At 42.1% G+C, this 20149-nt stretch carries 13 protein-coding genes, 25 tRNA genes and 2 rRNA genes; 3 read left to right on the plus strand and 37 right to left on the minus strand.

Annotation, left to right across the window (positions count from 1 at the left end; translation table 11 throughout):
- Positions 1 to 10: 10 nt before the first annotated feature.
- From ETB99_RS08365 to ETB99_RS08385, 5 genes are read right to left on the minus strand one after another with little or no spacing between them, the layout of a single operon-like run.
- Positions 11 to 1441, minus strand: a complete 1431-nt coding sequence (locus tag ETB99_RS08365) for an o-succinylbenzoate--CoA ligase (protein WP_171700380.1) — start codon at positions 1439 to 1441, stop codon at positions 11 to 13.
- A 56-nt stretch (positions 1442 to 1497) separates the two neighbouring features.
- Positions 1498 to 2316: a 1,4-dihydroxy-2-naphthoyl-CoA synthase gene (menB, locus tag ETB99_RS08370; protein ID WP_006320645.1), complete on the minus strand. Its 819-nt coding sequence runs from the start codon at positions 2314 to 2316 to the stop codon at positions 1498 to 1500.
- Positions 2306 to 3133 (minus strand): 2-succinyl-6-hydroxy-2,4-cyclohexadiene-1-carboxylate synthase, encoded by an 828-nt coding sequence (gene menH, locus ETB99_RS08375; protein WP_077429352.1) that lies wholly within the window; start codon positions 3131 to 3133, stop codon positions 2306 to 2308. The genes menB and menH overlap by 11 nt, the downstream gene beginning before the upstream one ends.
- Before the next feature lie 2 nt (positions 3134 to 3135).
- On the minus strand, positions 3136 to 4869 hold the full coding sequence (gene menD, locus ETB99_RS08380; RefSeq protein WP_171700381.1) for a 2-succinyl-5-enolpyruvyl-6-hydroxy-3-cyclohexene-1-carboxylic-acid synthase: 1734 nt from the start codon (positions 4867 to 4869) through the stop codon (positions 3136 to 3138).
- Positions 4862 to 6220 carry an isochorismate synthase gene (locus tag ETB99_RS08385; RefSeq protein WP_077429350.1) on the minus strand — a complete coding sequence of 453 codons (1359 nt, stop codon included), beginning with the start codon at positions 6218 to 6220 and terminating at the stop codon, positions 4862 to 4864. Before ETB99_RS08385 ends, menD begins: the two co-directional genes overlap by 8 nt.
- Positions 6221 to 6377: 157 nt before the next feature.
- On the opposite strand from ETB99_RS08385, the gene ETB99_RS08390 reads away from it, so the two are divergent.
- The gene (locus ETB99_RS08390) at positions 6378 to 7313 is read left to right on the plus strand and encodes a 1,4-dihydroxy-2-naphthoate polyprenyltransferase (RefSeq protein WP_129000776.1); all 936 of its coding nucleotides are present in this window, start codon (positions 6378 to 6380) and stop codon (positions 7311 to 7313) included.
- An 89-nt stretch (positions 7314 to 7402) separates the two neighbouring features.
- Positions 7403 to 8134 carry a yteA family sporulation protein gene (locus tag ETB99_RS08395; protein WP_077429348.1) on the plus strand — a complete coding sequence of 244 codons (732 nt, stop codon included), beginning with the start codon at positions 7403 to 7405 and terminating at the stop codon, positions 8132 to 8134.
- A 66-nt stretch (positions 8135 to 8200) separates the two neighbouring features.
- Here ETB99_RS08395 and ETB99_RS08400 read toward each other — a convergent pair whose 3' ends face one another.
- The 5 genes from ETB99_RS08400 to glgB are packed head-to-tail and all read right to left on the minus strand — an operon-like array spanning position 8201 to position 16081.
- Positions 8201 to 10588, minus strand: coding sequence for a glycogen/starch/alpha-glucan phosphorylase (locus ETB99_RS08400; protein WP_171700382.1), 2388 nt, complete (start codon positions 10586 to 10588; stop codon positions 8201 to 8203).
- A complete protein-coding gene (glgA, locus tag ETB99_RS08405; RefSeq protein ID WP_077429346.1) occupies positions 10575 to 12029 on the minus strand; it encodes a glycogen synthase GlgA in 1455 nt (484 codons plus the stop codon). Before glgA ends, ETB99_RS08400 begins: the two co-directional genes overlap by 14 nt.
- The gene (locus ETB99_RS08410; protein ID WP_171700383.1) at positions 12026 to 13048 is read right to left on the minus strand and encodes a GlgC family sugar phosphate nucleotidyltransferase; all 1023 of its coding nucleotides are present in this window, start codon (positions 13046 to 13048) and stop codon (positions 12026 to 12028) included. The genes glgA and ETB99_RS08410 overlap by 4 nt, the downstream gene beginning before the upstream one ends.
- Positions 13036 to 14208 carry a glucose-1-phosphate adenylyltransferase gene (locus ETB99_RS08415; protein WP_171700384.1) on the minus strand — a complete coding sequence of 391 codons (1173 nt, stop codon included), beginning with the start codon at positions 14206 to 14208 and terminating at the stop codon, positions 13036 to 13038. Before ETB99_RS08415 ends, ETB99_RS08410 begins: the two co-directional genes overlap by 13 nt.
- Positions 14156 to 16081: a 1,4-alpha-glucan branching enzyme gene (glgB, locus tag ETB99_RS08420; protein WP_077429360.1), complete on the minus strand. Its 1926-nt coding sequence runs from the start codon at positions 16079 to 16081 to the stop codon at positions 14156 to 14158. The genes ETB99_RS08415 and glgB overlap by 53 nt, the downstream gene beginning before the upstream one ends.
- Before the next feature lie 273 nt (positions 16082 to 16354).
- Here glgB and ETB99_RS08425 point away from each other — a divergent pair, with 273 nt between their 5' ends.
- Positions 16355 to 17356 (plus strand): cation diffusion facilitator family transporter, encoded by a 1002-nt coding sequence (locus ETB99_RS08425; RefSeq protein WP_171700385.1) that lies wholly within the window; start codon positions 16355 to 16357, stop codon positions 17354 to 17356.
- Between the two features lie 43 nt (positions 17357 to 17399).
- On the opposite strand, the gene ETB99_RS08430 is transcribed toward ETB99_RS08425, so the two are convergent.
- The 27 genes from ETB99_RS08430 to ETB99_RS08560 all read right to left on the minus strand — a co-directional run.
- A tRNA-Glu gene (locus tag ETB99_RS08430) sits at positions 17400 to 17471 on the minus strand.
- 11 nt (positions 17472 to 17482) lie between these two features.
- Positions 17483 to 17574 (minus strand) — tRNA-Ser (locus tag ETB99_RS08435).
- Between the two features lie 3 nt (positions 17575 to 17577).
- Positions 17578 to 17652, minus strand: a tRNA-Asn gene (locus ETB99_RS08440).
- 15 nt (positions 17653 to 17667) lie between these two features.
- Positions 17668 to 17741: transfer RNA gene (locus ETB99_RS08445), tRNA-Ile, on the minus strand.
- A gap of 5 nt (positions 17742 to 17746) precedes the next feature.
- A tRNA-Gly gene (locus ETB99_RS08450) sits at positions 17747 to 17817 on the minus strand.
- 176 nt (positions 17818 to 17993) lie between these two features.
- Positions 17994 to 18069 (minus strand) — tRNA-His (locus tag ETB99_RS08455).
- Positions 18070 to 18077: 8 nt separating this feature from the next.
- A tRNA-Thr gene (locus tag ETB99_RS08460) sits at positions 18078 to 18150 on the minus strand.
- Positions 18151 to 18178: 28 nt separating this feature from the next.
- Positions 18179 to 18271: transfer RNA gene (locus ETB99_RS08465), tRNA-Ser, on the minus strand.
- Positions 18272 to 18284: 13 nt separating this feature from the next.
- Positions 18285 to 18361 (minus strand) — tRNA-Ile (locus tag ETB99_RS08470).
- A gap of 8 nt (positions 18362 to 18369) precedes the next feature.
- Positions 18370 to 18443 (minus strand) — tRNA-Met (locus tag ETB99_RS08475).
- Positions 18444 to 18455: 12 nt separating this feature from the next.
- Positions 18456 to 18531: transfer RNA gene (locus tag ETB99_RS08480), tRNA-Ala, on the minus strand.
- A 7-nt stretch (positions 18532 to 18538) separates the two neighbouring features.
- Positions 18539 to 18615, minus strand: a tRNA-Pro gene (locus tag ETB99_RS08485).
- A gap of 20 nt (positions 18616 to 18635) precedes the next feature.
- A tRNA-Arg gene (locus ETB99_RS08490) sits at positions 18636 to 18712 on the minus strand.
- An 8-nt stretch (positions 18713 to 18720) separates the two neighbouring features.
- Positions 18721 to 18806, minus strand: a tRNA-Leu gene (locus ETB99_RS08495).
- Positions 18807 to 18815: 9 nt separating this feature from the next.
- Positions 18816 to 18890 (minus strand) — tRNA-Gly (locus ETB99_RS08500).
- A 4-nt stretch (positions 18891 to 18894) separates the two neighbouring features.
- Positions 18895 to 18975 (minus strand) — tRNA-Leu (locus ETB99_RS08505).
- A 4-nt stretch (positions 18976 to 18979) separates the two neighbouring features.
- A tRNA-Lys gene (locus ETB99_RS08510) sits at positions 18980 to 19055 on the minus strand.
- A gap of 10 nt (positions 19056 to 19065) precedes the next feature.
- A tRNA-Thr gene (locus ETB99_RS08515) sits at positions 19066 to 19141 on the minus strand.
- Between the two features lie 37 nt (positions 19142 to 19178).
- Positions 19179 to 19254, minus strand: a tRNA-Phe gene (locus ETB99_RS08520).
- Positions 19255 to 19259: 5 nt separating this feature from the next.
- Positions 19260 to 19335: transfer RNA gene (locus ETB99_RS08525), tRNA-Asp, on the minus strand.
- 4 nt (positions 19336 to 19339) lie between these two features.
- Positions 19340 to 19416: transfer RNA gene (locus ETB99_RS08530), tRNA-Met, on the minus strand.
- Positions 19417 to 19431: 15 nt separating this feature from the next.
- Positions 19432 to 19507, minus strand: a tRNA-Val gene (locus ETB99_RS08535).
- 8 nt (positions 19508 to 19515) lie between these two features.
- A tRNA-Glu gene (locus ETB99_RS08540) sits at positions 19516 to 19587 on the minus strand.
- A 21-nt stretch (positions 19588 to 19608) separates the two neighbouring features.
- Positions 19609 to 19699 (minus strand) — tRNA-Ser (locus tag ETB99_RS08545).
- A 5-nt stretch (positions 19700 to 19704) separates the two neighbouring features.
- A tRNA-Asn gene (locus ETB99_RS08550) sits at positions 19705 to 19779 on the minus strand.
- Between the two features lie 15 nt (positions 19780 to 19794).
- Positions 19795 to 19911, minus strand: a 5S ribosomal RNA gene (rrf, locus tag ETB99_RS08555).
- 116 nt (positions 19912 to 20027) lie between these two features.
- A 23S ribosomal RNA gene (locus ETB99_RS08560) occupies positions 20028 to 20149 on the minus strand; the annotation flags it as partial.

Here is a 20149-nt window from a genome sequence, read left to right on the forward strand (position 1 = left end):
AGGAGGCTTTTTACGCCTCCTCGACCCATTTTTTTAGCTCATGACGCATCAGCTTGTTCGCAGCGTTGCGCGGCAAATGGTCAACAACTTGAATTCGTTTTGGCACTTTATATTTTGCGAGTTTATTCATACAAAATTGCTTTAATTGCTCTTCTGTTATGTGTTCATCATTTAACACAACGAACGCATATGGCACTTGTCCCCATGTTTCATCTGCTACACCGACCACTCCCGCTTCTTTGACAACTTCATGTTGCAAAAGTACGGATTCAATTTCAGCTGGATATACGTTTTCACCACCGGAAATAATTAAATCCGAGCGACGATCGAGCACATATAAAAATCCTTCTTCATCAATATATCCGATGTCCCCGGTATATAACCAACCGTCTTTTAAAACAGCGGCCGTCGCCTGCTCATTTCGCCAATATCCTTTCATCACGCTCGGGCCTTTGACAACAATTTCTCCCGCTTCATTTGCATGCATGATTTCCCCGTCTTTTTCAATCCGAATGTTCATATGAAAAAGCGGCTTTCCTGCTGAGCCATGTTTATGACGAGCATCTGGAGGTAATGTAGCCACTTGAGAAGCAGTTTCTGTCATACCATATGTTTGATATACAGGTATATTCCAATTAGCACACGACTGCAATAATGGTTGCGAAACAGGTCCTCCTCCAACGAGCATACAACGAAATGACGAAGGATACGGCTGCTTGAGTTGCTGAATTATTTGTTGCACCATGGTGCTGACAGCGGACATCATCGTAACTTTCCCTTGCAAAATAAGCTCATTGCTACGTTTCGCGTCAAATGATGACATAATATAAATACTCATGCCATAAATAACGCTCCGCATTAAAATCGACAAACCACTAACATGAAAAAAGGGAACAGCCGCAAGCCAACAATCATTTTCATGCAAGCCAAGATTTAAAGCGGAGCCAATCGCACTCCACCAATGATTCCCATATGTTTGCATAACTCCTTTTGGCTTTCCTGTCGTCCCTGATGTATACATAATGGTTGCTACATCATCAAGATGGTACATCGTTTGCCATTCTCCATCTCGTTCTCGGAGTTTTATAAATTCATTCCATTCAATTACTCGTTCGTCTGGAAATGGCTCATCACAAATGACGAAACGCGCCCCACTATGATCCAACTGCCACTTTATTTCTTCTATCGATAAGCGTACATTTTGTAACAAAACAATCGCTCCGATATAATGAAGCGCATGAATGACTTCGACCATATGTATACTATTTTTCATTAAGATAGCTACAATGTCGCCTTTTTTTACATCGAGATAAACAAATTGCCTTGCCCGTTTTACTGTCCGATCATGAAGTTCCGCAAATGAAATCGATTGTGTGTCGTCGTATAGCGCTACACGATTCGGAGTTAAATGTGCACGTTGACGTAACCAATTTGGAATCATCTTCACACCACCTTCAAAAAAACAGCTTGATGTATGCACATCAAGCTGTGTTATTTTTATGGAAAACGCGGGAACTGCTTGAAGTCCGGTTTTCTCTTTTCTTTAAACGCATCGCGTCCTTCCTTAGCTTCATCCGTTGTATAGTAAAGAAGCGTTGCATCTCCAGCCAGTTGTTGAATGCCTGCCAATCCATCAGTATCAGCGTTGAACGCAGCTTTTAAGAAGCGAATCGCTGTCGGGCTTTTTTCTAAAATTTCTTCCGCCCATTTCACCGTTTCTTCCTCTAGCTGTTCAAGCGGAACAACTTTATTCACTAGTCCCATTTCTAGCGCCTCTTGGGCATTGTATTGGCGACATAAATACCAAATTTCACGCGCTTTTTTATGACCGACAATGCGCGCTAAATAGCCGGCTCCATATCCTCCATCAAAGCTACCGACTTTCGGACCTGTTTGACCAAAAATCGCGTTATCTGCTGCAATCGTTAAGTCACAAACAACATGTAACACGTGGCCGCCGCCGATCGCATAACCTGCAACCATCGCAATAACCGGCTTCGGAATGACACGAATTAAACGTTGCAAGTCTAATACGTTTAAGCGCGGAATTTGATCATCCCCCACATATCCACCATGTCCACGCACTTTTTGGTCGCCACCCGAACAAAACGCTTTGCCGCCTGCACCTGTTAAAATGATGACACCAATATTGGAGTCGTCACGTGCGTATGCAAACGCATCAATTAATTCCATTACTGTTTTTGGACGAAACGCATTATGTACTTCAGGACGATTAATTGTGATTTTTGCAATGCCGTTATACGTTTCGTACAAAATATCTTCATATTCCCTCTCTTTTATCCATTCAATCGCCATGCAATAAACCTCCTCTTAGCACAAATTGTTGAACAAGCGTACCAAACCGCTCACGCTGCTCCATATGCACAACGTGTCCAGCTTGCGGAACGGCAATGAGCGTTCCGTTTGGTAATAATTGTACCATTTCTGACGCAATTCGACAAAACTTTTCATCGTCTTCTCCACAAATCAACAATGCCGGCATATGTAATTGATGCAATGCCCCCCACCAAGAAGGTTGTGCGCCTGTCCCCATCCCACGTAAACTGTTGGCTAGTCCAATCGCTGTATGCTGTAACCGTTCTTCACGGAGCCGTTGTTGCACACTTTTTGGTAACCGTTGAAGAGAAGAAAATAACGGAATGTTCTCCCAGCGATCGACAAATGAAGCGACGCCATGTTTTTCAATAAATTGTGCTAATCGCTCGTCTTCTTCGCGACGTTTCATTCTTTCTTTTTCTGTTTTTAGACCGGGAGAGCTACTTTCTAATATGAGCGTTTGAACATACTGCGGATAAAGAACCGCAAATGTGAGCGCAAGTCTTCCCCCCATGGAATATCCTAATACATGCGCTTTTTTTATTTCTAATTGCTCCAATAACGTAGCAATATCTTTTGCGACGATCTCGATGTCATATCGCTGTACAGCTGAAGGAGCATCCGTTCGTCCGTGACCGAGAATGTCAATGGCGATGCACTGCATATGTTGGCTCCACGTTGAAATAAACGGATGCCACGTTTGACAGCTGCCTGTAAATCCGTGTAGTAACAACAGCGGTTGTCCATTACCGTACATTTCCACATAATACGTTTGTCCTCGAACGACAAACTTCATGTTCATTCCCCTTTATTCAACAAGTTGGACATTTCCTGGGAAACATCTTTCCACAATTTCCGATGGATTTTGACATTATATTCACGTGATGTCGGAACTTCAATGACGTTTAATGTCGGGCGTGAAAGAGCGTCCGTCATCGCTCGTCGAAAATGTTCCCACGTCTCTACTTTTTCATAATGCCCATTATACATGTCAACAGCATGCTGAAATGATAAATGTGTCGGCGTACCAAATAACCGTTCGAAATGCTTTGGTTCATTCGCTTGCGGTAAGAAAGAGAAAATACCTCCGCCGTTATTGTTTAGCACGATGATTGTCGCATGTAGCTGTTGTAATTTCGCTGCCAACAAACCGTTTAAATCATGATAAAACGACAAGTCGCCAATCACTAACACAAGTGGTTGGGAAACGTAACTTGCCCCAAGAGCACTAGATACAACTCCATCAATGCCGTTTGCTCCTCGATTCGCTAGTAAACGGATTCGTTTATTCGATGACATAAAAAACGTATCCGCATCACGAATAGGCATACTGTTGCCAACGTAGAGTGTTGCTTTGTCTGGCAATAGGTTGGCAAGTTCAATAAATATTTTCCCTTCAAACATGCTCGTTTCTTCTTCTGCTTTTAACAAAATGTGTTTTGCACGTTCATTCATGTATTGCCACTTGCTCATCCATTGTGACGAACGAAAAGAATGTGAAGCACGTTGCGCTAAATCATAACAAAATTGAACCTCATTTGCTTCTATCAGTACTTGAAGCGACAACGTTGGATCGCGCCATTGTCCCGCTTCATCGACAACTATTTGTTTTACTTGTTTATGCTTCTGCAACCAAACATAAAGCGATTTCGATACAGGCATCGCTCCGAACCGAATAACGACATCTGGAACGAACTTATTCGCAAACGTTTCATTTTTTAACATCGCATCATACGATTCAATAATACATCGTTTCTCGTGTGTACCTGTCCGCAATGGAGAGAGAGGATCTGCTAAAATAGGGTATTGCAATGCTTCCGCTAACTTCACAACTGCCTCAGAAAAACCTTCGATATGCAAATCTCCGCATATAATGACCCCTTTTTCGACACCGCTCAACCCCGCATACAACTCATCGATCATCTCTTCACAAAGATGCTTATTTCCTTTATACACGATGCGAGTTGGAGAAGATGGCAAAAACAGCGGCTCATCGATCGTTGGAACGAGTGGTTCGCGCAACGGTACGTTAATATGAACCGGTCCTTTTGGGACAGACGATGCAACGTATACCGCGCGAGCAGCGACCATTTCGGCATAACGAAGCATTCGCTCATTTCCTTCTGGAAGCGCCATATCAACAAACCATTTTACATATGAACCATACATATGCAACTGGTTAATTGCTTGTGGGGCGCCAACATCACGCAGTTCATGAGGGCGATCAGCCGTAATCACAACGAGTGGGACACGTGCATAATAAGCTTCAACGATTGCTGGATAATAATTTGCTACTGCTGTCCCTGATGTACAAACAAGAGCAACTGGCTCTCCAGAAGCCTTCGCCATGCCCAATGCGAAAAAAGCAGCGGAACGTTCATCAATATGAACATGAATATTTAACGTTGGATGTTCAGCCATAACCATCGCTAGAGGAGTGGAGCGAGAACCAGGACTAATGACTACTTGTTGTACTCCCATATGAGCTAGTTGCTCAACGAAAGCTGTGACATACGCTGTCATTTCATTCATCTCCATCCCCCCCTAACGCTGATAACATCGGTTTAAACTTTACATTCGTTTCCTCGTATTCATTATGTGGATCAGAATGGGCGACAATGCCACATCCTGCAAACAAATGTGCTTTATTGTCTTCAAGCAATGCCGAACGAATCGCAACAGCAAACTCTCCGTTTCCGTTCGCATCAACCCAACCAATCGGAGCGGCATACCATCCACGATCAAGCGGCTCAATCTCCCGAATCGTCTGTACCGCCTTTTCTTTCGGAAATCCCCCGAGCGCAGGGGTTGGATGAAGCCGTTCAACGAGTGAAAAAATCGAGACGCCTTCCTTCACTTTCGCCTGAACAGGCGTATATAAATGTTGAATATGTCTCATTTTCAGAAGCGTTGGTTCGTTCGGAATGACAACTTCCGTACATACTTCATTCATTGCTTGTTTAATCATATCGACAACAAACGCATGCTCGCGGCGATTTTTATCGTCTTGAAGCAACCAACGTCCAAGCTCTTCATCTTCTTTCACCGTATGTCCACGGCGAATCGATCCCGCCAAACAGGCTGTTTCACACATATGCCCATTCTTTCTCACAAGTTGCTCCGGAGAAGCCCCGATGAAGCAAGTAGAGCCATTTTCAAAAGCAAAAATGTAGCTCATCGGTTGTTGTTCATGAAGCTCGTGTAACACTTGAGAACAGTTAATTCGATCAGAAAAAGAAAGAAATAGCTTCCGTGCTAAAACAACTTTCTCAATTGCATCATTTCGAATAAGATCTGTCGCGTAATGAACGGCACGGAGCCATTGGGCACGAGCAACTTCTTCTTTTTTCACAATGTGAGCACGATGCCAATCGCTCTCATCACGTGTGTGAAATAAAGAATCGATCATTTCTTCAATCTGATTGAGCGATTCATGAACAACATTGACTGTTAACCATATTTCATCTCGTTGCTTTGTTAGCAAAAATGTAGGCACAACAAATTGGGCAGAAGGAAATTCAATCCAATGTTCATCCGACTGTTTCAGCGGGTCAAAGGCAAATCCTCCAAACATCAGTGGCCCTTGCCCTTCGATGAAAGCGCCTTCTACAATTTGTTTCCATTCTCGTTCGACGTCACGAAACCGCTTTTTCGTCTTTTCTTTGCTTTTTATAACTTGAGCTCGTCCAAGTCCAACAAATGTTCGTTCGTGCAAGCAATCCGACCAGTAAAAGCGTTGCCCATAAAATAACGTTTCACCCGCAGAGAAAAAAGCAAGCGGATCGATTTGTTCCATTCTTATGGTAATACTAACCATATGCTCTTTTTTCCCTAATACATGACGCAATTGGTCAATAACTTTGTTTTGATATAAAGTAACCACCTTTTATCACGCCTATACTTAAACTTTTTGTCCCTTTTCCATTATAATATTGTTTTTTAGAGATAGGAAACAATTTATATCGTCAAGACATTGACACATTTTCCCCACTTCCCTAAACTTATTGTGAACGACATTTTACTTAAAGGAGAAGAATAGTATGCCAACACCAGTACGTTCAAATACTCAAACGGTTCATTATAAACGAGACTGGCGCGCTTGGTGGCGATTATTGCGTCCACATACGCTTACTGCAGCGTTCGTTCCTGTTTCCATCGGCACTGTGCTTGCAGTAGATGAAACGCCAATTCACTTCCCTTTATTTTTTTCTATGCTCATTGCTTCATTATTTATCCAAGCAGCAACAAATATGTTTAATGAATATTACGACTATAAACGAGGGCTTGATACACCTGAATCCGTCGGAATTGGTGGAGCGATTGTCCGCGATGGCATCTCACCAAAAACAGTTTTACTGCTTGCTTGGTCTTTTTTCGCTATCGCCATGTTACTTGGCGTTTATATTTGTGCCAACAGTAGTTGGTGGCTAGCTGTGATCGGCACCATTTGCATGGCAGCAGGCTATTTTTATACAGGCGGGCCCGTTCCGATCGCCTATACCCCATTTGGTGAATTAGCAGCAGGGTTTTTCATGGGTCTTACCATTATTTTAATTTCATTTTTTATTCAAACGGGCACAATTACATCAACACCTGTTCTTGTTTCTGTTCCCATCTCTATTCTAGTTGGTGCTATTTTATTAGCCAATAACATTCGCGACTTAGACGGAGACAAAAAAAGCGGACGAAAAACGTTAGCCATTTTACTCGGTAGAAAACGTGCCATTTGGTTGTTAGGTGGCATGTTTGTCACATCATTTTTATGGATTGTGTTACTTGTTTTTACGAAAACGATTTCGCCATGGACATTGCTCGTATTTTTCAGTGTCCCAAAAGCGTGGCGAGCAACGAAGGGGTTTATTGGAAAAACGAAACCGATCGACATGATGCCAGCCATGAAAGCGACCGCTCAAACGAATACGCAGTTCGGATTTTTACTCGTTGTCGGTCTATTTATTCATTATTGGATGCAATAATTGTTAAGAAAAACCATAGCCTTGACGCTATGGTTTTTTCTTTTTAGTCCATACTATGCGTAGTTAGAACTTGAAGGAGGGAATTTATTGTGCAGGATATATCTGCTTTACGTGACCGTTTATTGCAAGAAAAACGACAAATTGAGCAACGGTTGAAACAAAACGATCATTTCGGTCTCACCCGAACATCTAATCATGATTCAGTTGGCGAATTATCGAATTATGACAATCATCCTGCTGATACTGGCACAGAATTATATGAACGAGAAAAAGATATTGCGCTGAACGAACATACAGAACGAGAGCTTCACGATATCGAACGTGCACTTCAAGCGATGGAAGATGGGACATACGGTATTTGCAAAGTATGCGGGAAACCCATTCCGTTCGAACGTCTCGAAGCCATCCCGACGACAACATATTGTAAAGAACATAGCTCTGATCAATTTATTTCACAACAGCGCCCAATTGAAGAAAGTATTTTGTCTCCTCCATTTGGCGAATTTGTCGTTCATGAAGATGTAGAAACTTTCGATGCTGAAGATAGTTGGCAAAAGGTTGCTCGCTTCGGTACATCAGAAACACCTTCAGATGTTCAAGAAGATACGGTACACTATGATCGCATGTATATTGATGCTGAGGAACAAATCGGTTACGTCGAACCGTTTGAAACATTTGCGGCAACCGATCTTTATGGAACGGGCATTACGATTTATCCAAACATTGTACATGAACAATATGAACAAATGCTCGATGACGAACAATTAATGTCTCCACTCGGTGATCTTCCAGCTTATGAAAAAGATCCTTATACTTCATAAGAAAGTCCTGTGAGCATATGCTTACAGGACTGACTTTTTGTTAGTGAATATTGTTAGTGAATATTGTTAGTGAATACGCCAAATGTCATGAGCGTATTCTTCAATCGTTCGGTCACTTGAAAAATATCCAGAACAAGCGATGTTCGTCACGCTCATTTCTAACCACTTTTGGCGATTTTCATACGCTACTCCCAATCGTTGTTGTGCATCAGCATACGATGCGAAATCCCGTAGGACAAAATATTGATCATTATGAGCAAGCAACGAATCGTAAATCGGCTCGAAGTGATCATATGCATCTGGAAAAAAGCCATTCACAAGCTGATTTACAACTTGATGAATCCGTTGATCATGGTGATAATATTCATACGAATGATATCCACCGTTGGCATAATAGTGCAACACTTCTTCTGCAGTCAATCCAAAAATAAACATATTGTCATGACCGACACGTTCTAAAATTTCAATGTTGGCCCCATCGAGCGTTCCGATCGTCACAGCTCCATTCATCATAAATTTCATGTTTCCGGTCCCTGATGCTTCTTTGCTTGCCGTCGAAATTTGCTCACTTACATCAGCGGCTGGAAAAATTTTTTCTGCCAATGAGACACGGTAATTTTCTAAGAAAATAACTTTTAACCGCCCATTAATTTGTTCGTCGCTGTTCACCTTTTGTGCAACAGAATTGATTAACTTAATAATCCGCTTCGCATAATGATATCCCGGCGATGCTTTCGCGCCAAAAATAAACGTACGTGGATACATATCGAAATGTTCATCTTCTTTTAATCGGTTATATAAATGCATAATGTGGAGTACATTTAACAACTGTCTTTTATACGCATGTAACCGTTTCACTTGCACATCAAAAATCGATGAGTCGTCTACAGTCACCCCTGTTTTTTCGTAAATATATTTAGCTAACTTTTGTTTATGGTGATGTTTCACTTTTTCTAATCGTTCTTGAAATGCATGATCAGTTGCATACTTTTTCAACTGAATAAGCTGCTCAGGCTGCTTTATCCATTCCGTTCCGATCGCTTCGGTAATAAGAGAAGAAAGCTCCGGATTTGCTTTCAGCAGCCAACGGCGATGGGTAATCCCGTTCGTTTTGTTATTAAATTTTTCTGGAAAGTATTCGTAAAATAACTTCATTTCCCGATGCTTTAAAATTTCGGAATGTATTTTCGCGACCCCATTCACACTATAGCTCCCTACAATCGCTAAATGGGCCATTTTCACAAGCCCATGAGCAATAATCGCCATATCCTCAATTCTTTTCCAATCACCAGGATATCGATTCCATAAATCACGACAAAATCGTTCATTAATTTCTTGCACAATCATATAAATTCGCGGCAGTAGCGGTTGGAAAATGTAAATAGGCCATTTTTCCAACGCTTCAGATAATGTTGTATGATTTGTATAAGAGATCGTATTTGTCGTAATGTGCCACGCTTCATCCCATCCCATTCCTTCCTCATCTAACAAAATTCGCATCAGTTCTGGAATGGCTAGAACTGGGTGGGTGTCATTCACATGAATCGCTACGTGTCGATGGAAATGTTGTAAATGTCCGTATCGTTGCCGATAGTCGCGCACAATGCTCCCAATGCTTGCAGCAACAAGAAAATATTGCTGTTTTAACCTTAAAATTTTTCCTTCATCGTTCGTATCGTCTGGATACAAAAATTCAGAAATAGCTTCTGTTTCTCGCTTATATTGCATGACATGTTTATGAAGAGGAAACTTCGCTGGCTCCGCACTCCATAGTCGCAGCGTGTTGACAGTTGTCGTATCATACCCGATGACCGGCATATCATAAGGAACGGCCATCACTTTTTCTACATCATAATGTCGAAACGTTAATCGACCGTTTTGTTCGTAGCACTCCACTTTCCCCCAGAAATTAACCTCTACCGCTAAATCTTCTTTTTTCACTTCCCAAACGTTCCCATGACGCAACCATTGCTCTGGAAGTTCCACTTGATAACCATTCACAATTTTTTGATCAAATAAACCGTGCTTGTAGCGAATACCTTGCCCATGTCCAGGCAAATCAAGTGAGGCAAGAGAGTCTAAAAAACAAGCAGCTAGTCTCCCAAGCCCCCCGTTTCCTAACCCCGCGTCAATTTCCACTTCTTCAACATGAGCTAATTCAATTCCTAGCTCTTTCAATCCTTCTTCAACGATATCCCGTATGCCGAGATTCATTAAATTGCTGCCCAACAAGCGACCTAGCAAAAATTCAATCGACAAATAATACACTTGCTTTTTATGTTCAGCACGGTATCGTTCATTCGTCTGGATCCAATGTTTGCTAATGTACTCACGAATCATATGCCCTAGCGTATTGTATTGATCCAGGACAGTGGATTCCCAAAACCGTTTTCCATACATCATTTCTAATCGCTTCAAAAACGTTTGCTTAAACTCTTCCTTATCCGTGAACATAGATGCCACTCCCAGCCATTAATTCGTCGTATAGTTGATTGTATTTAAATGCCGATTGTGCCCAGCTGTAATCCTTGTTCATTGCTTGTTTCATAATTGTCTCCCATATTTCTTTTTGTTCATAAAATGACCGTGCGCGCTGAATCGTATATAACATATCATGCGCATTAAAGTTTTTAAACGTAAATCCCGTCCCTTCTTTCGTAAATTCGTTAAATGATTGTACCGTATCGTTTAATCCACCTGTTTCTCGAACGATCGGCACAGCCCCGTAACGCATCGCAATCATTTGTCCGAGACCGCACGGTTCAAATTGAGACGGCATTAAAAACATGTCCGCACCGGCATAAATTTGATGTGCAAGCTGCTCTGAAAAACCAATATATACACGCACACGATCAGGGTACGTCATCGCCATATCATGAAAGAAATGTTCGAACTCCCATTCCCCTGTTCCGAGAATGATCATTTGCACGTTTTCTGCTATTATTTCGTGAAATACACATTTCACTAAATCTAATCCTTTTTGCTTTGTTAACCGCGACACAATGGCAATGACAGGGACATCTTCTTCTGATGGCAAAGAAAAATGTTGTTGGAGAGCTCGTTTGTTAATGCTTTTTCGCGCAATTGTCGTTACATCATACGGCACTGCAATATACGGATCTTTTTTCGGATTGTATATTTGATCGTCAATTCCGTTTAAAATGCCAACTAGATGCGAACTTCTCGCCCGCAATAACCCGTCGAGCCGTTCACCATAATATGGCGTTTGAATTTCCTCTTTATACGTTGGACTGACCGTTGTAATCATATGCGCCGAGACAAGCGCCCCTTTCATAAAGCTGACGTTTCCATAAAACTCTAAATGCTCAATAGAAAAATAGCGGTCGCTTAAATTCAGCAAGTCCCCTAAAATTTCGCGTGGGAAAATACCTTGAAATTGTAAATTATGAATCGTAAATACCGTTTTCATTCGTGCGTAAAATGAATTGTTCGTATATTCTTCACGCAATAAAAATGGAATCATACCTGTATGCCAATCATGGCAGTGGATTACATTCGGTTGAAAATCAATGACCGGAAGAGAATCGAGTACAGCGCGACAAAAATATGAAAAACGCTCGCCGTCATCGTAATGTCCATATAATGAATCTCGCTTAAAGTAATACTCATTGTCGACGAAATAATATGTAATTCCTTCATATTCTAATTGTTCAATTCCACAATATTGTCTTCTCCAACCAACACGAACGACAAGCTCAGCAATTTTATGCATTTTTTTTCGCATATGTTCTGGAATTAACCCATACTTTGGTAACATGACACGTACATCTGTCCCAAGCTTTTTCAACTCTTTTGGTAATGCACCAGCCACATCTGCTAACCCGCCTGTTTTTACGAATGGTACACATTCTGATACGACAAATAATACTTTCACGATTTCATCAGCGCTCCTTGTATTGTTCCTTTTCGAATGACGATTGGCTCCTTCGGTGTCCCAATTAATTTCACCCCATCGCCAATTCGGGCATCTTTATCAACAATGACATATTCAAGATGACAGTTCTCTCCAATTTGACTTTTTTGCATAATGACACTATTTTGAACGACAGTCCCTTTTCCGATTTTCACAGCTCTTGAAATAATACTACTTTCAATTTCTCCTTCGATCACGCATCCATTCGCAATCATTGCGTTACGCACAAAAGCATGTGAGGTATATTTTGTCGGTGGTTCGTCTTTTACTTTCGTATAAATCGGTCTTCCTTTCAAAAACAACTGCTTCCATATTTCTGGTTGAAGAAGCTCTAAACTATGATAAAAATAACGTTCAATACTACCAATGATCGCAACATATCCATCGTATTCATAATCGCACACCGTTAACCCATTTGTTTCATCATTAACAACATCCACAATACTTTGATAATGATTTCTTTGTTGGTTAGCAATCAAATCGAGTAACAACGATGTTTCTAAAATGAACATGTCAATCGATCGCCCTTGGTGACATACGCGTGTAATGTCGCACCCATTAGCAATATGTCTTCGCAGCACTTCTTCATAATCGATGTTACATACTGTATAACTATTGCAAATGAGGGCGTACTTTTGTGTACTTCGCAAAAAATAATCGATATGTTGCTGGAAATGTTGAAATGATCCAATATGAGAAATCGGGAGATCTGGCGAAGGAAAAAAGAATAAGCCATCGCGTTTTCGATTCAAATCCCAATTTTTACCTGAGCCTAAATGATCCATTAACGAACGATATTGATATTTTGGGAAAATAGCGACACTTTCAATCCCTGAATTAACCATATTTGATAAAACAAAATCGATTAATCGATAGCGCCCAGCGAACGGAACAGCGGCAATAGAACGTTGAAGCGTCAAATCATTCATTTCACGCTTATATGTCGTTGCATCAATAACCCCGAGCATTAATTTTCCCACGCTTTCTCATCCTCTCTCTCTGAAAAATGTCCCAAAAGCTCCTCTGTCACAAGAATGACTTCCCCGTCAAATTGATCGGCACAAATGAACGTTCCATCGGGAATTTCCATGTTTGGTGGAACAATCGCTTTTTCAATATATACATTTTTACCAATTACAGCATTAGGCATAACAACGCAATCTTTTACTGTTGCACCTTGTGCAACATACACCCCTTGAAACAAAACAGAATGCTCCACATACCCCTCAACAATGCATCCTTCATTCACTAAAGACTCTTTCACATGCGCATACGGAGCAATATATTGTGGCGGTTCATTCGGATTCACTGAATAAATACGCCACGTATAATCAAATAAATTTAACGCTGGGGTATCTTCTAGTAAGTCCATATTTGCTTCCCATAAACTTTTTACCGTTCCGACATCTTTCCAATATCCTTTAAATGGATAAGCAACGAGTCGCTTTTTTTCATCAATTAACAAAGGAATAATATCTTTGCCAAAATCATGGCTTGAGCGATCATTTCGATTATCCATTTCCAAATATTCTTTCAAAATCGACCATTTAAAAATGTAAATGCCCATCGAAGCTAAATTATTTTTCGGATGTGCTGGCTTTTCTTCAAATTCGACAATTTCCATCTCTTCATTTGTATTCATAATTCCAAAACGGCTCGCTTCTTCCCACGGTACTTCAATAACAGAAATCGTCACATCTGCCTTCTTTTCAATATGATATTGCAACATATCTGCATAATTCATTTTGTAAATATGATCGCCAGAAAGAATGAGCACATACTCTGGATCATACTGCTTTAAATAGTTTAAGTTTTGATAAATCGCATTTGCTGTCCCTTTATACCATCTCATTTCCGACGATTCAGCATACGGTGGAAGAACGGTTACCCCACCATTTTTCCGATCTAAATCCCACTCGCTCCCAATGCCAATATACGTGTTTAACTCTAACGGCTGATATTGGGTGAGTACCCCAACTGTATCAATACCAGAATTGGCACAATTACTTAGTGTAAAATCAATAATGCGATACTTTCCTCCAAACGGAACAGCCGGTTTAGCTAAATTTTTTGTTAATGAGCTTAATCTACTCCCTTGCCCCCCCGCGAGTAGCATAGCGACGCACTTTTTTCGTACCATGGTTTCCCTTCCCTTCTCTTTTTCTTGTAGGTCGTAAAATTGTTATAGCATACGGCGGAATGGTCATTTCAATATGATACGGCTTCCCGTGGTATGGTTGTTCACGTGCCGCAAGCAATTTTTTGTTTATGTGCCCCGTCCCTCCGTACGTAACATCGTCACTATTGAATACTTCTCGATACGATGTAAGAAGCGGTACACCAACTTTGTAATCATGATATGTGACGTTTGTAAAATTACAAACAATAATTAACGTATCTTCTTCTTTTTTTCCTCGCCGAATAAAAGAAAAAATACTCTGTTCAGCGTTGTTTACATCAATCCATTCGAAACCGTCTGGATCGTGATCACATTCATATAATGCTTTTTGTTTTTTATAAAAATGGGTGAGAGACTTCACGTAGTTATCCATTTTTCGGTGCATATCAAAATCAAATAACATCCAATCAAGTTGCTCTAGGTCTTTCCATTCATCAAACTGTCCGAACTCCCCACCCATAAACAACAGTTTTTTTCCTGGGTGCGTCATGAAATAACCGTAAAGCAAGCGGAGCTGAGCAAATTTATCCCAATAATCCCCCGGCATTTTATTTAATAGTGACTTTTTTCCATGTACCACTTCATCGTGAGATAAAGGCAAAATGAAATTTTCTGTGTAGGCATACAACAACGAAAACGTCATTTTATGATGCATATGTTTCCTTTCGTGCATGCTCGTTTCCATATAAGTTAATACATCATTCATCCAGCCCATATTCCATTTGTAGTTAAATCCTAATCCACCGTCGTACGTCGGTGCCGTCACTTTCGGCCAATCCGTTGAATCTTCGGCAATCATTAATACGTTTGGATCAAAAGCAAAGACAACTTCGTTTAACTTTTTTAAAAATGAAATGGCATATGGATTTGGATGTAATACGTCACTATTTGGCCAATAAAGCATATTCGCCACCGCATCTACACGAAAACCGTCAATATGATAATATTGTAACCAAAACAAAGCATTCGAAATTAAAAAGCTGTGCACTTCTGGCTTCCCTAAATCGAAATTAGCTGTTCCCCAAACAATATTTTCCCGATCTTGCATATTCACATATTCATACGTCGGTTCGCCATCAAACATATATAGCCCATGTGCATCTTTACAAAAATGTCCCGGAACCCAATCTAAAATAACACCGATTCCTTCTTGATGACAGCGATCGATAAAATACATAAGATCATGGGGCGTCCCATAGCGACTCGTTGCAGCATAGTAACCCGTTCCTTGATATCCCCATGAACGATCGAGCGGATGCTCAACAAGCGGTAACAGTTCAATATGAGTAAATCCATGCTCAACAACATAAGGAATTAACTCATCTGCCATCTCCGCATATGTATAACATTGCCCATCTTCTTTCTTTTTCCACGTTCCGAAATGAACTTCATAAATAAACATCGGTTGCTCATAAATAGGCTTTCGCTTCTTTTTTCTTTGCCACGCTTGATCGTTCCATTTGTATCCATCCAACTGATATACAATAGAGGCTGTATGGGGGCGTTCTTCAGCATAAAAAGCATATGGATCTGCTTTAAGAAGAGTGCGTCCATCTTTTGTTATAATTTCGTATTTATATAAATGTCCTTCTAAATTTTCTGGAACAACAATCATCCATACTCCTTGATCGTTTATTTTTGTTAATTCATGCTCCTCTCCGTTCCAATCGTTAAATGTCCCAACAAGCCGAACTTTTTTGGCATGTGGGGCCCATACACAAAAACGCGTTTCCGTTCTCCCGTCTCGTTTCACAAGATGTGCACCGAATAAATGATAGCTTTCATAAAACGTTCCTTCGTGAAATAAATGCAACTGCAAATCGGTTGGACTCATCGTTAGCAAATGTTCATCCTTCCTTTCCTAAAGGGATACAAAACCACTCCGTACTGATATATTACACTACGCCATGTAAAATTCCTGTAAGAAAATTAAGATATTTTTCGACAATGTTCAACAAATCACATGCTAAATGTGGCGAAATGAAAATCAATACGAACGTCCATAAAATTGTCGTTTGATTATCAAATGATAATTATATAGAATATTTTATAGTAATTATTTTTTATATTTTTTTATATTTATTATAAATAATAAGGAGGCGTTTATATGTACGATTTTCATCATTTGCCACATATAAAAGTGCAGACAACATCAAAAAAAGCACTTTGGACGACATTATTATTAACCGCTTTTTTCACGATTGTGGAAGTCATAGGGGGGGTTTTATCAAATTCCCTTGCTTTATTGTCAGACTCAGCACACATGGCGTCCGATGTGATTGCATTAGGGTTAAGTATGATTGCCCTTTATTTAGCTTCTCGTCCGCCAAATAAAAAATTTACATTTGGTTATTTACGGTTTGAAATTATTGCCTCATTTTTGAATGGGCTTGCACTTGTCGTTATTGCGGTGGGGATTTTTGTCGAAGGAATCCGTCGTTTCATTCATCCCGAAACCATTCAATTTTCCTTCATGTTAACGATCGCAACAGTCGGATTTATCGTTAATCTTGTGTTAACAATCGTTTTAAGCCGGAGCATGAAAGAAGAAGAAAATTTAAATGTAAAAAGCGCTTTATGGCACTTTATTGGTGATTTACTAAGTTCCATCGGTGTTATCATTTCAGCTATTTTAATTTACTTTACAGGTCTATATGTATTTGATCCCCTCATCAGCGTCGTTATCGGTACCATTATCTTCGTAGGTGGGGCAAAAATTGTTCGAGAGTCGTATTTTATTTTAATGGACGCAGTTCCGGACGAATTTGATATCGAACGCATTCGCGCGGATATTTTATCTGTTGAAGGAGTCGAAGATGTACATGAATTGCATATTTGGTCTATTTCCACCGATCATTATTCTTTAACTGCACACGTTCTCATTCATGAAAACATTCAGCCATTTTGCGTCATTTTGGCGATCAATGAAATATTAAAGGAACGATACAATCTTTCCCACGTCACCGTTCAAGTTGAGCACCCATCGATTCATCAACATGGCGAGTATGGCAAGAAATTTTTAGAGAGGAAAAATAAAATGGACATGAGTGGAGAAGAAGGATGTAAAAACGTTCCTCATCCTATTTCTAATTTAATTTTGCACAAATAAGAAAGGACATCCCATATTATTTGTGGGATGTCCTTTCAATTAGTGACCCGTACGGGATTCGAACCCGTGTTACCGCCGTGAAAGGGCGGTGTCTTAACCACTTGACCAACGGGCCATATGTGGCAATGGCGGAGAAGGCGGGATTTGAACCCGCGCGCCGCAAAACGCGACCTAACGGTTTAGCAAACCGTCCCCTTCAGCCACTTGGGTACTTCTCCAAATGGCTCCGCAGGTAGGATTCGAACCTACGACCGCTCGGTTAACAGCCGAGTGCTCTACCACTGAGCTACTGCGGAACGAAAAGATTATAATGGGCCTAAGTGGACTTGAACCACCGACCTCACGCTTATCAGGCGTGCGCTCTAACCAGCTGAGCTATAGGCCCACGTAAGCGGGTGATGGGAATCGAACCCACGACATCAGCTTGGAAGGCTGAGGTTTTACCACTAAACTACACCCGCACGTCGAATTTTATAATAAGCAACACTCATCACGCTCAGTCATGCCTCTTCCTCTACTAGCATATTCAAAGATGATGGATGCGTCGAGGCAACTCGTGGTTTACTCGACGAAGCGTCGCTCGTGGCTGAGGTTTTACCACTAAACTACACCCGCATATTTGAATTTGCAAATGTTATGGGGCGACTAGTGGGAATCGAACCCACGAATGCCAGAGCCACAATCTGGTGCGTTAACCACTTCGCCATAGCCGCCACAATGATGCCGGCTGCAGGACTTGAACCCGCAACCTACTGATTACAAGTCAGTTGCTCTACCAATTGAGCTAAGCCGGCATAATATAAAGCGATATGAAACTGTATATGGCGGAGGAGGAGGGATTCGAACCCCCGCGCGCCTTTCGACGCCTCTCGGTTTTCAAGACCGACCCCTTCAGCCAGACTTGGGTACTCCTCCGTATAATATAACATGGTGGACCTTGTAGGACTCGAACCTACGACCGGACGGTTATGAGCCGTCTGCTCTAACCAGCTGAGCTAAAGGTCCTAAGCTAGTAGCGGCGGAGGGAATCGAACCCCCGACCTTACGGGTATGAACCGTACGCTCTAGCCAGCTGAGCTACGCCGCCATTATAAATATATGGTGGAGCCTATCGGGATCGAACCGATGACCTCCTGCGTGCAAAGCAGGCGCTCTCCCAGCTGAGCTAAGGCCCCTTGAAAATGGTCGGGAAGACAGGATTCGAACCTGCGACCCCATGGTCCCAAACCATGTGCTCTACCAAGCTGAGCTACTTCCCGTCCTCATAATGATATAAACATGGCGCGCCCGAGAGGATTCGAACCCCTAACCTTCTGATCCGTAGTCAGATGCTCTATCCGATTGAGCTACGGGCGCATATGAAGTGCCGAGGGCCGGACTCGAACCGGCACGGTAGTCACCTACCGCAGGATTTTAAGTCCTGTGCGTCTGCCAATTCCGCCACCCCGGCATGGCATATTGGAGCGGAAGACGGGACTCGAACCCGCGACCCCCACCTTGGCAAGGTGGTGTTCTACCACTGAACTACTTCCGCATCATGCGGGTGGAGGGACTTGAACCCCCACGCCAGAGGCGCCAGATCCTAAGTCTGGTGCGTCTGCCAATTCCGCCACACCCGCATCATGGTGAGCCATGGAGGACTCGAACCTCCGACCCTCTGATTAAAAGTCAGATGCTCTACCTACTGAGCTAATGGCTCAAAAACAATCTGGTGCCGGCTGCAGGACTTGAACCCGCAACCTACTGATTACAAGTCAGTTGCTCTACCAATTGAGCTAAGCCGGCACACTATATATTCATACGAAGCTGACATGATTCAAAATGGTGGCTCGGGACGGAATCGAACCGCCGACACAAGGATTTTCAGTCCTTTGCTCTACCGACTGAGCTACCGAGCCATACATGGCGGTCCCGACGGGACTCGAACCCGCGATCTCCTGCGTGACAGGCAGGCATGTTAACCACTACACTACGGGACCAATTTGGTTGCGGGGGCAGGATTTGAACCTGCGACCTTCGGGTTATGAGCCCGACGAGCTACCTGGCTGCTCCACCCCGCGATGATTGTTCATACATGGTGGAGGATGACGGGATCGAACCGCCGACCCCTTGCTTGTAAGGCAAGTGCTCTCCCAGCTGAGCTAATCCTCCATAAAAGATGACCCGTACGGGATTCGAACCCGTGTTACCGCCGTGAAAGGGCGGTGTCTTAACCACTTGACCAACGGGCCATATATTATTTCCAAAGTGGCTGGCGGAGAGCAAGGGATTCGAACCCTTGAGACGCTCATCGCGTCTACACGATTTCCAATCGTGCTCCTTCGACCACTCGGACAGCTCTCCGTAAATGGCTCCGCAGGTAGGATTCGAACCTACGACCGCTCGGTTAACAGCCGAGTGCTCTACCACTGAGCTACTGCGGAATAACATATTGTTTTGCCCGGCAACGTCCCACTCTCGCAGGCGGTGTCCCGCCAACTACCATCGGCGCTGGAGAGCTTAACTTCCGTGTTCGGGATGGGAACGGGTGTGACCTCTCCGCCATCGTCACCGAGCAATAATGCTTTAGACAAATGTTATTATAACGGAATATTTTTTGTTGTCAAGCATTTTTTTATTCCTTCAAAACTAGATAACAGGCTAAACAGTCGCCTTCGCTTTTCGTATGTGTTTAGTTAAGTCCTCGATCGATTAGTATCCGTCAGCTGCACGTGTCGCCACGCTTCCACCTCGGACCTATCTACCTTGTCATCTTCAAGGGATCTTACTCGCTTGACGCGATGGGAAATCTCA

Origin of the sequence: Anoxybacillus sp. CHMUD, from assembly GCF_013096965.1 — a bacterium.
Lineage (GTDB): Bacteria > Bacillota > Bacilli > Bacillales > Anoxybacillaceae > Anoxybacillus > Anoxybacillus kestanbolensis_A.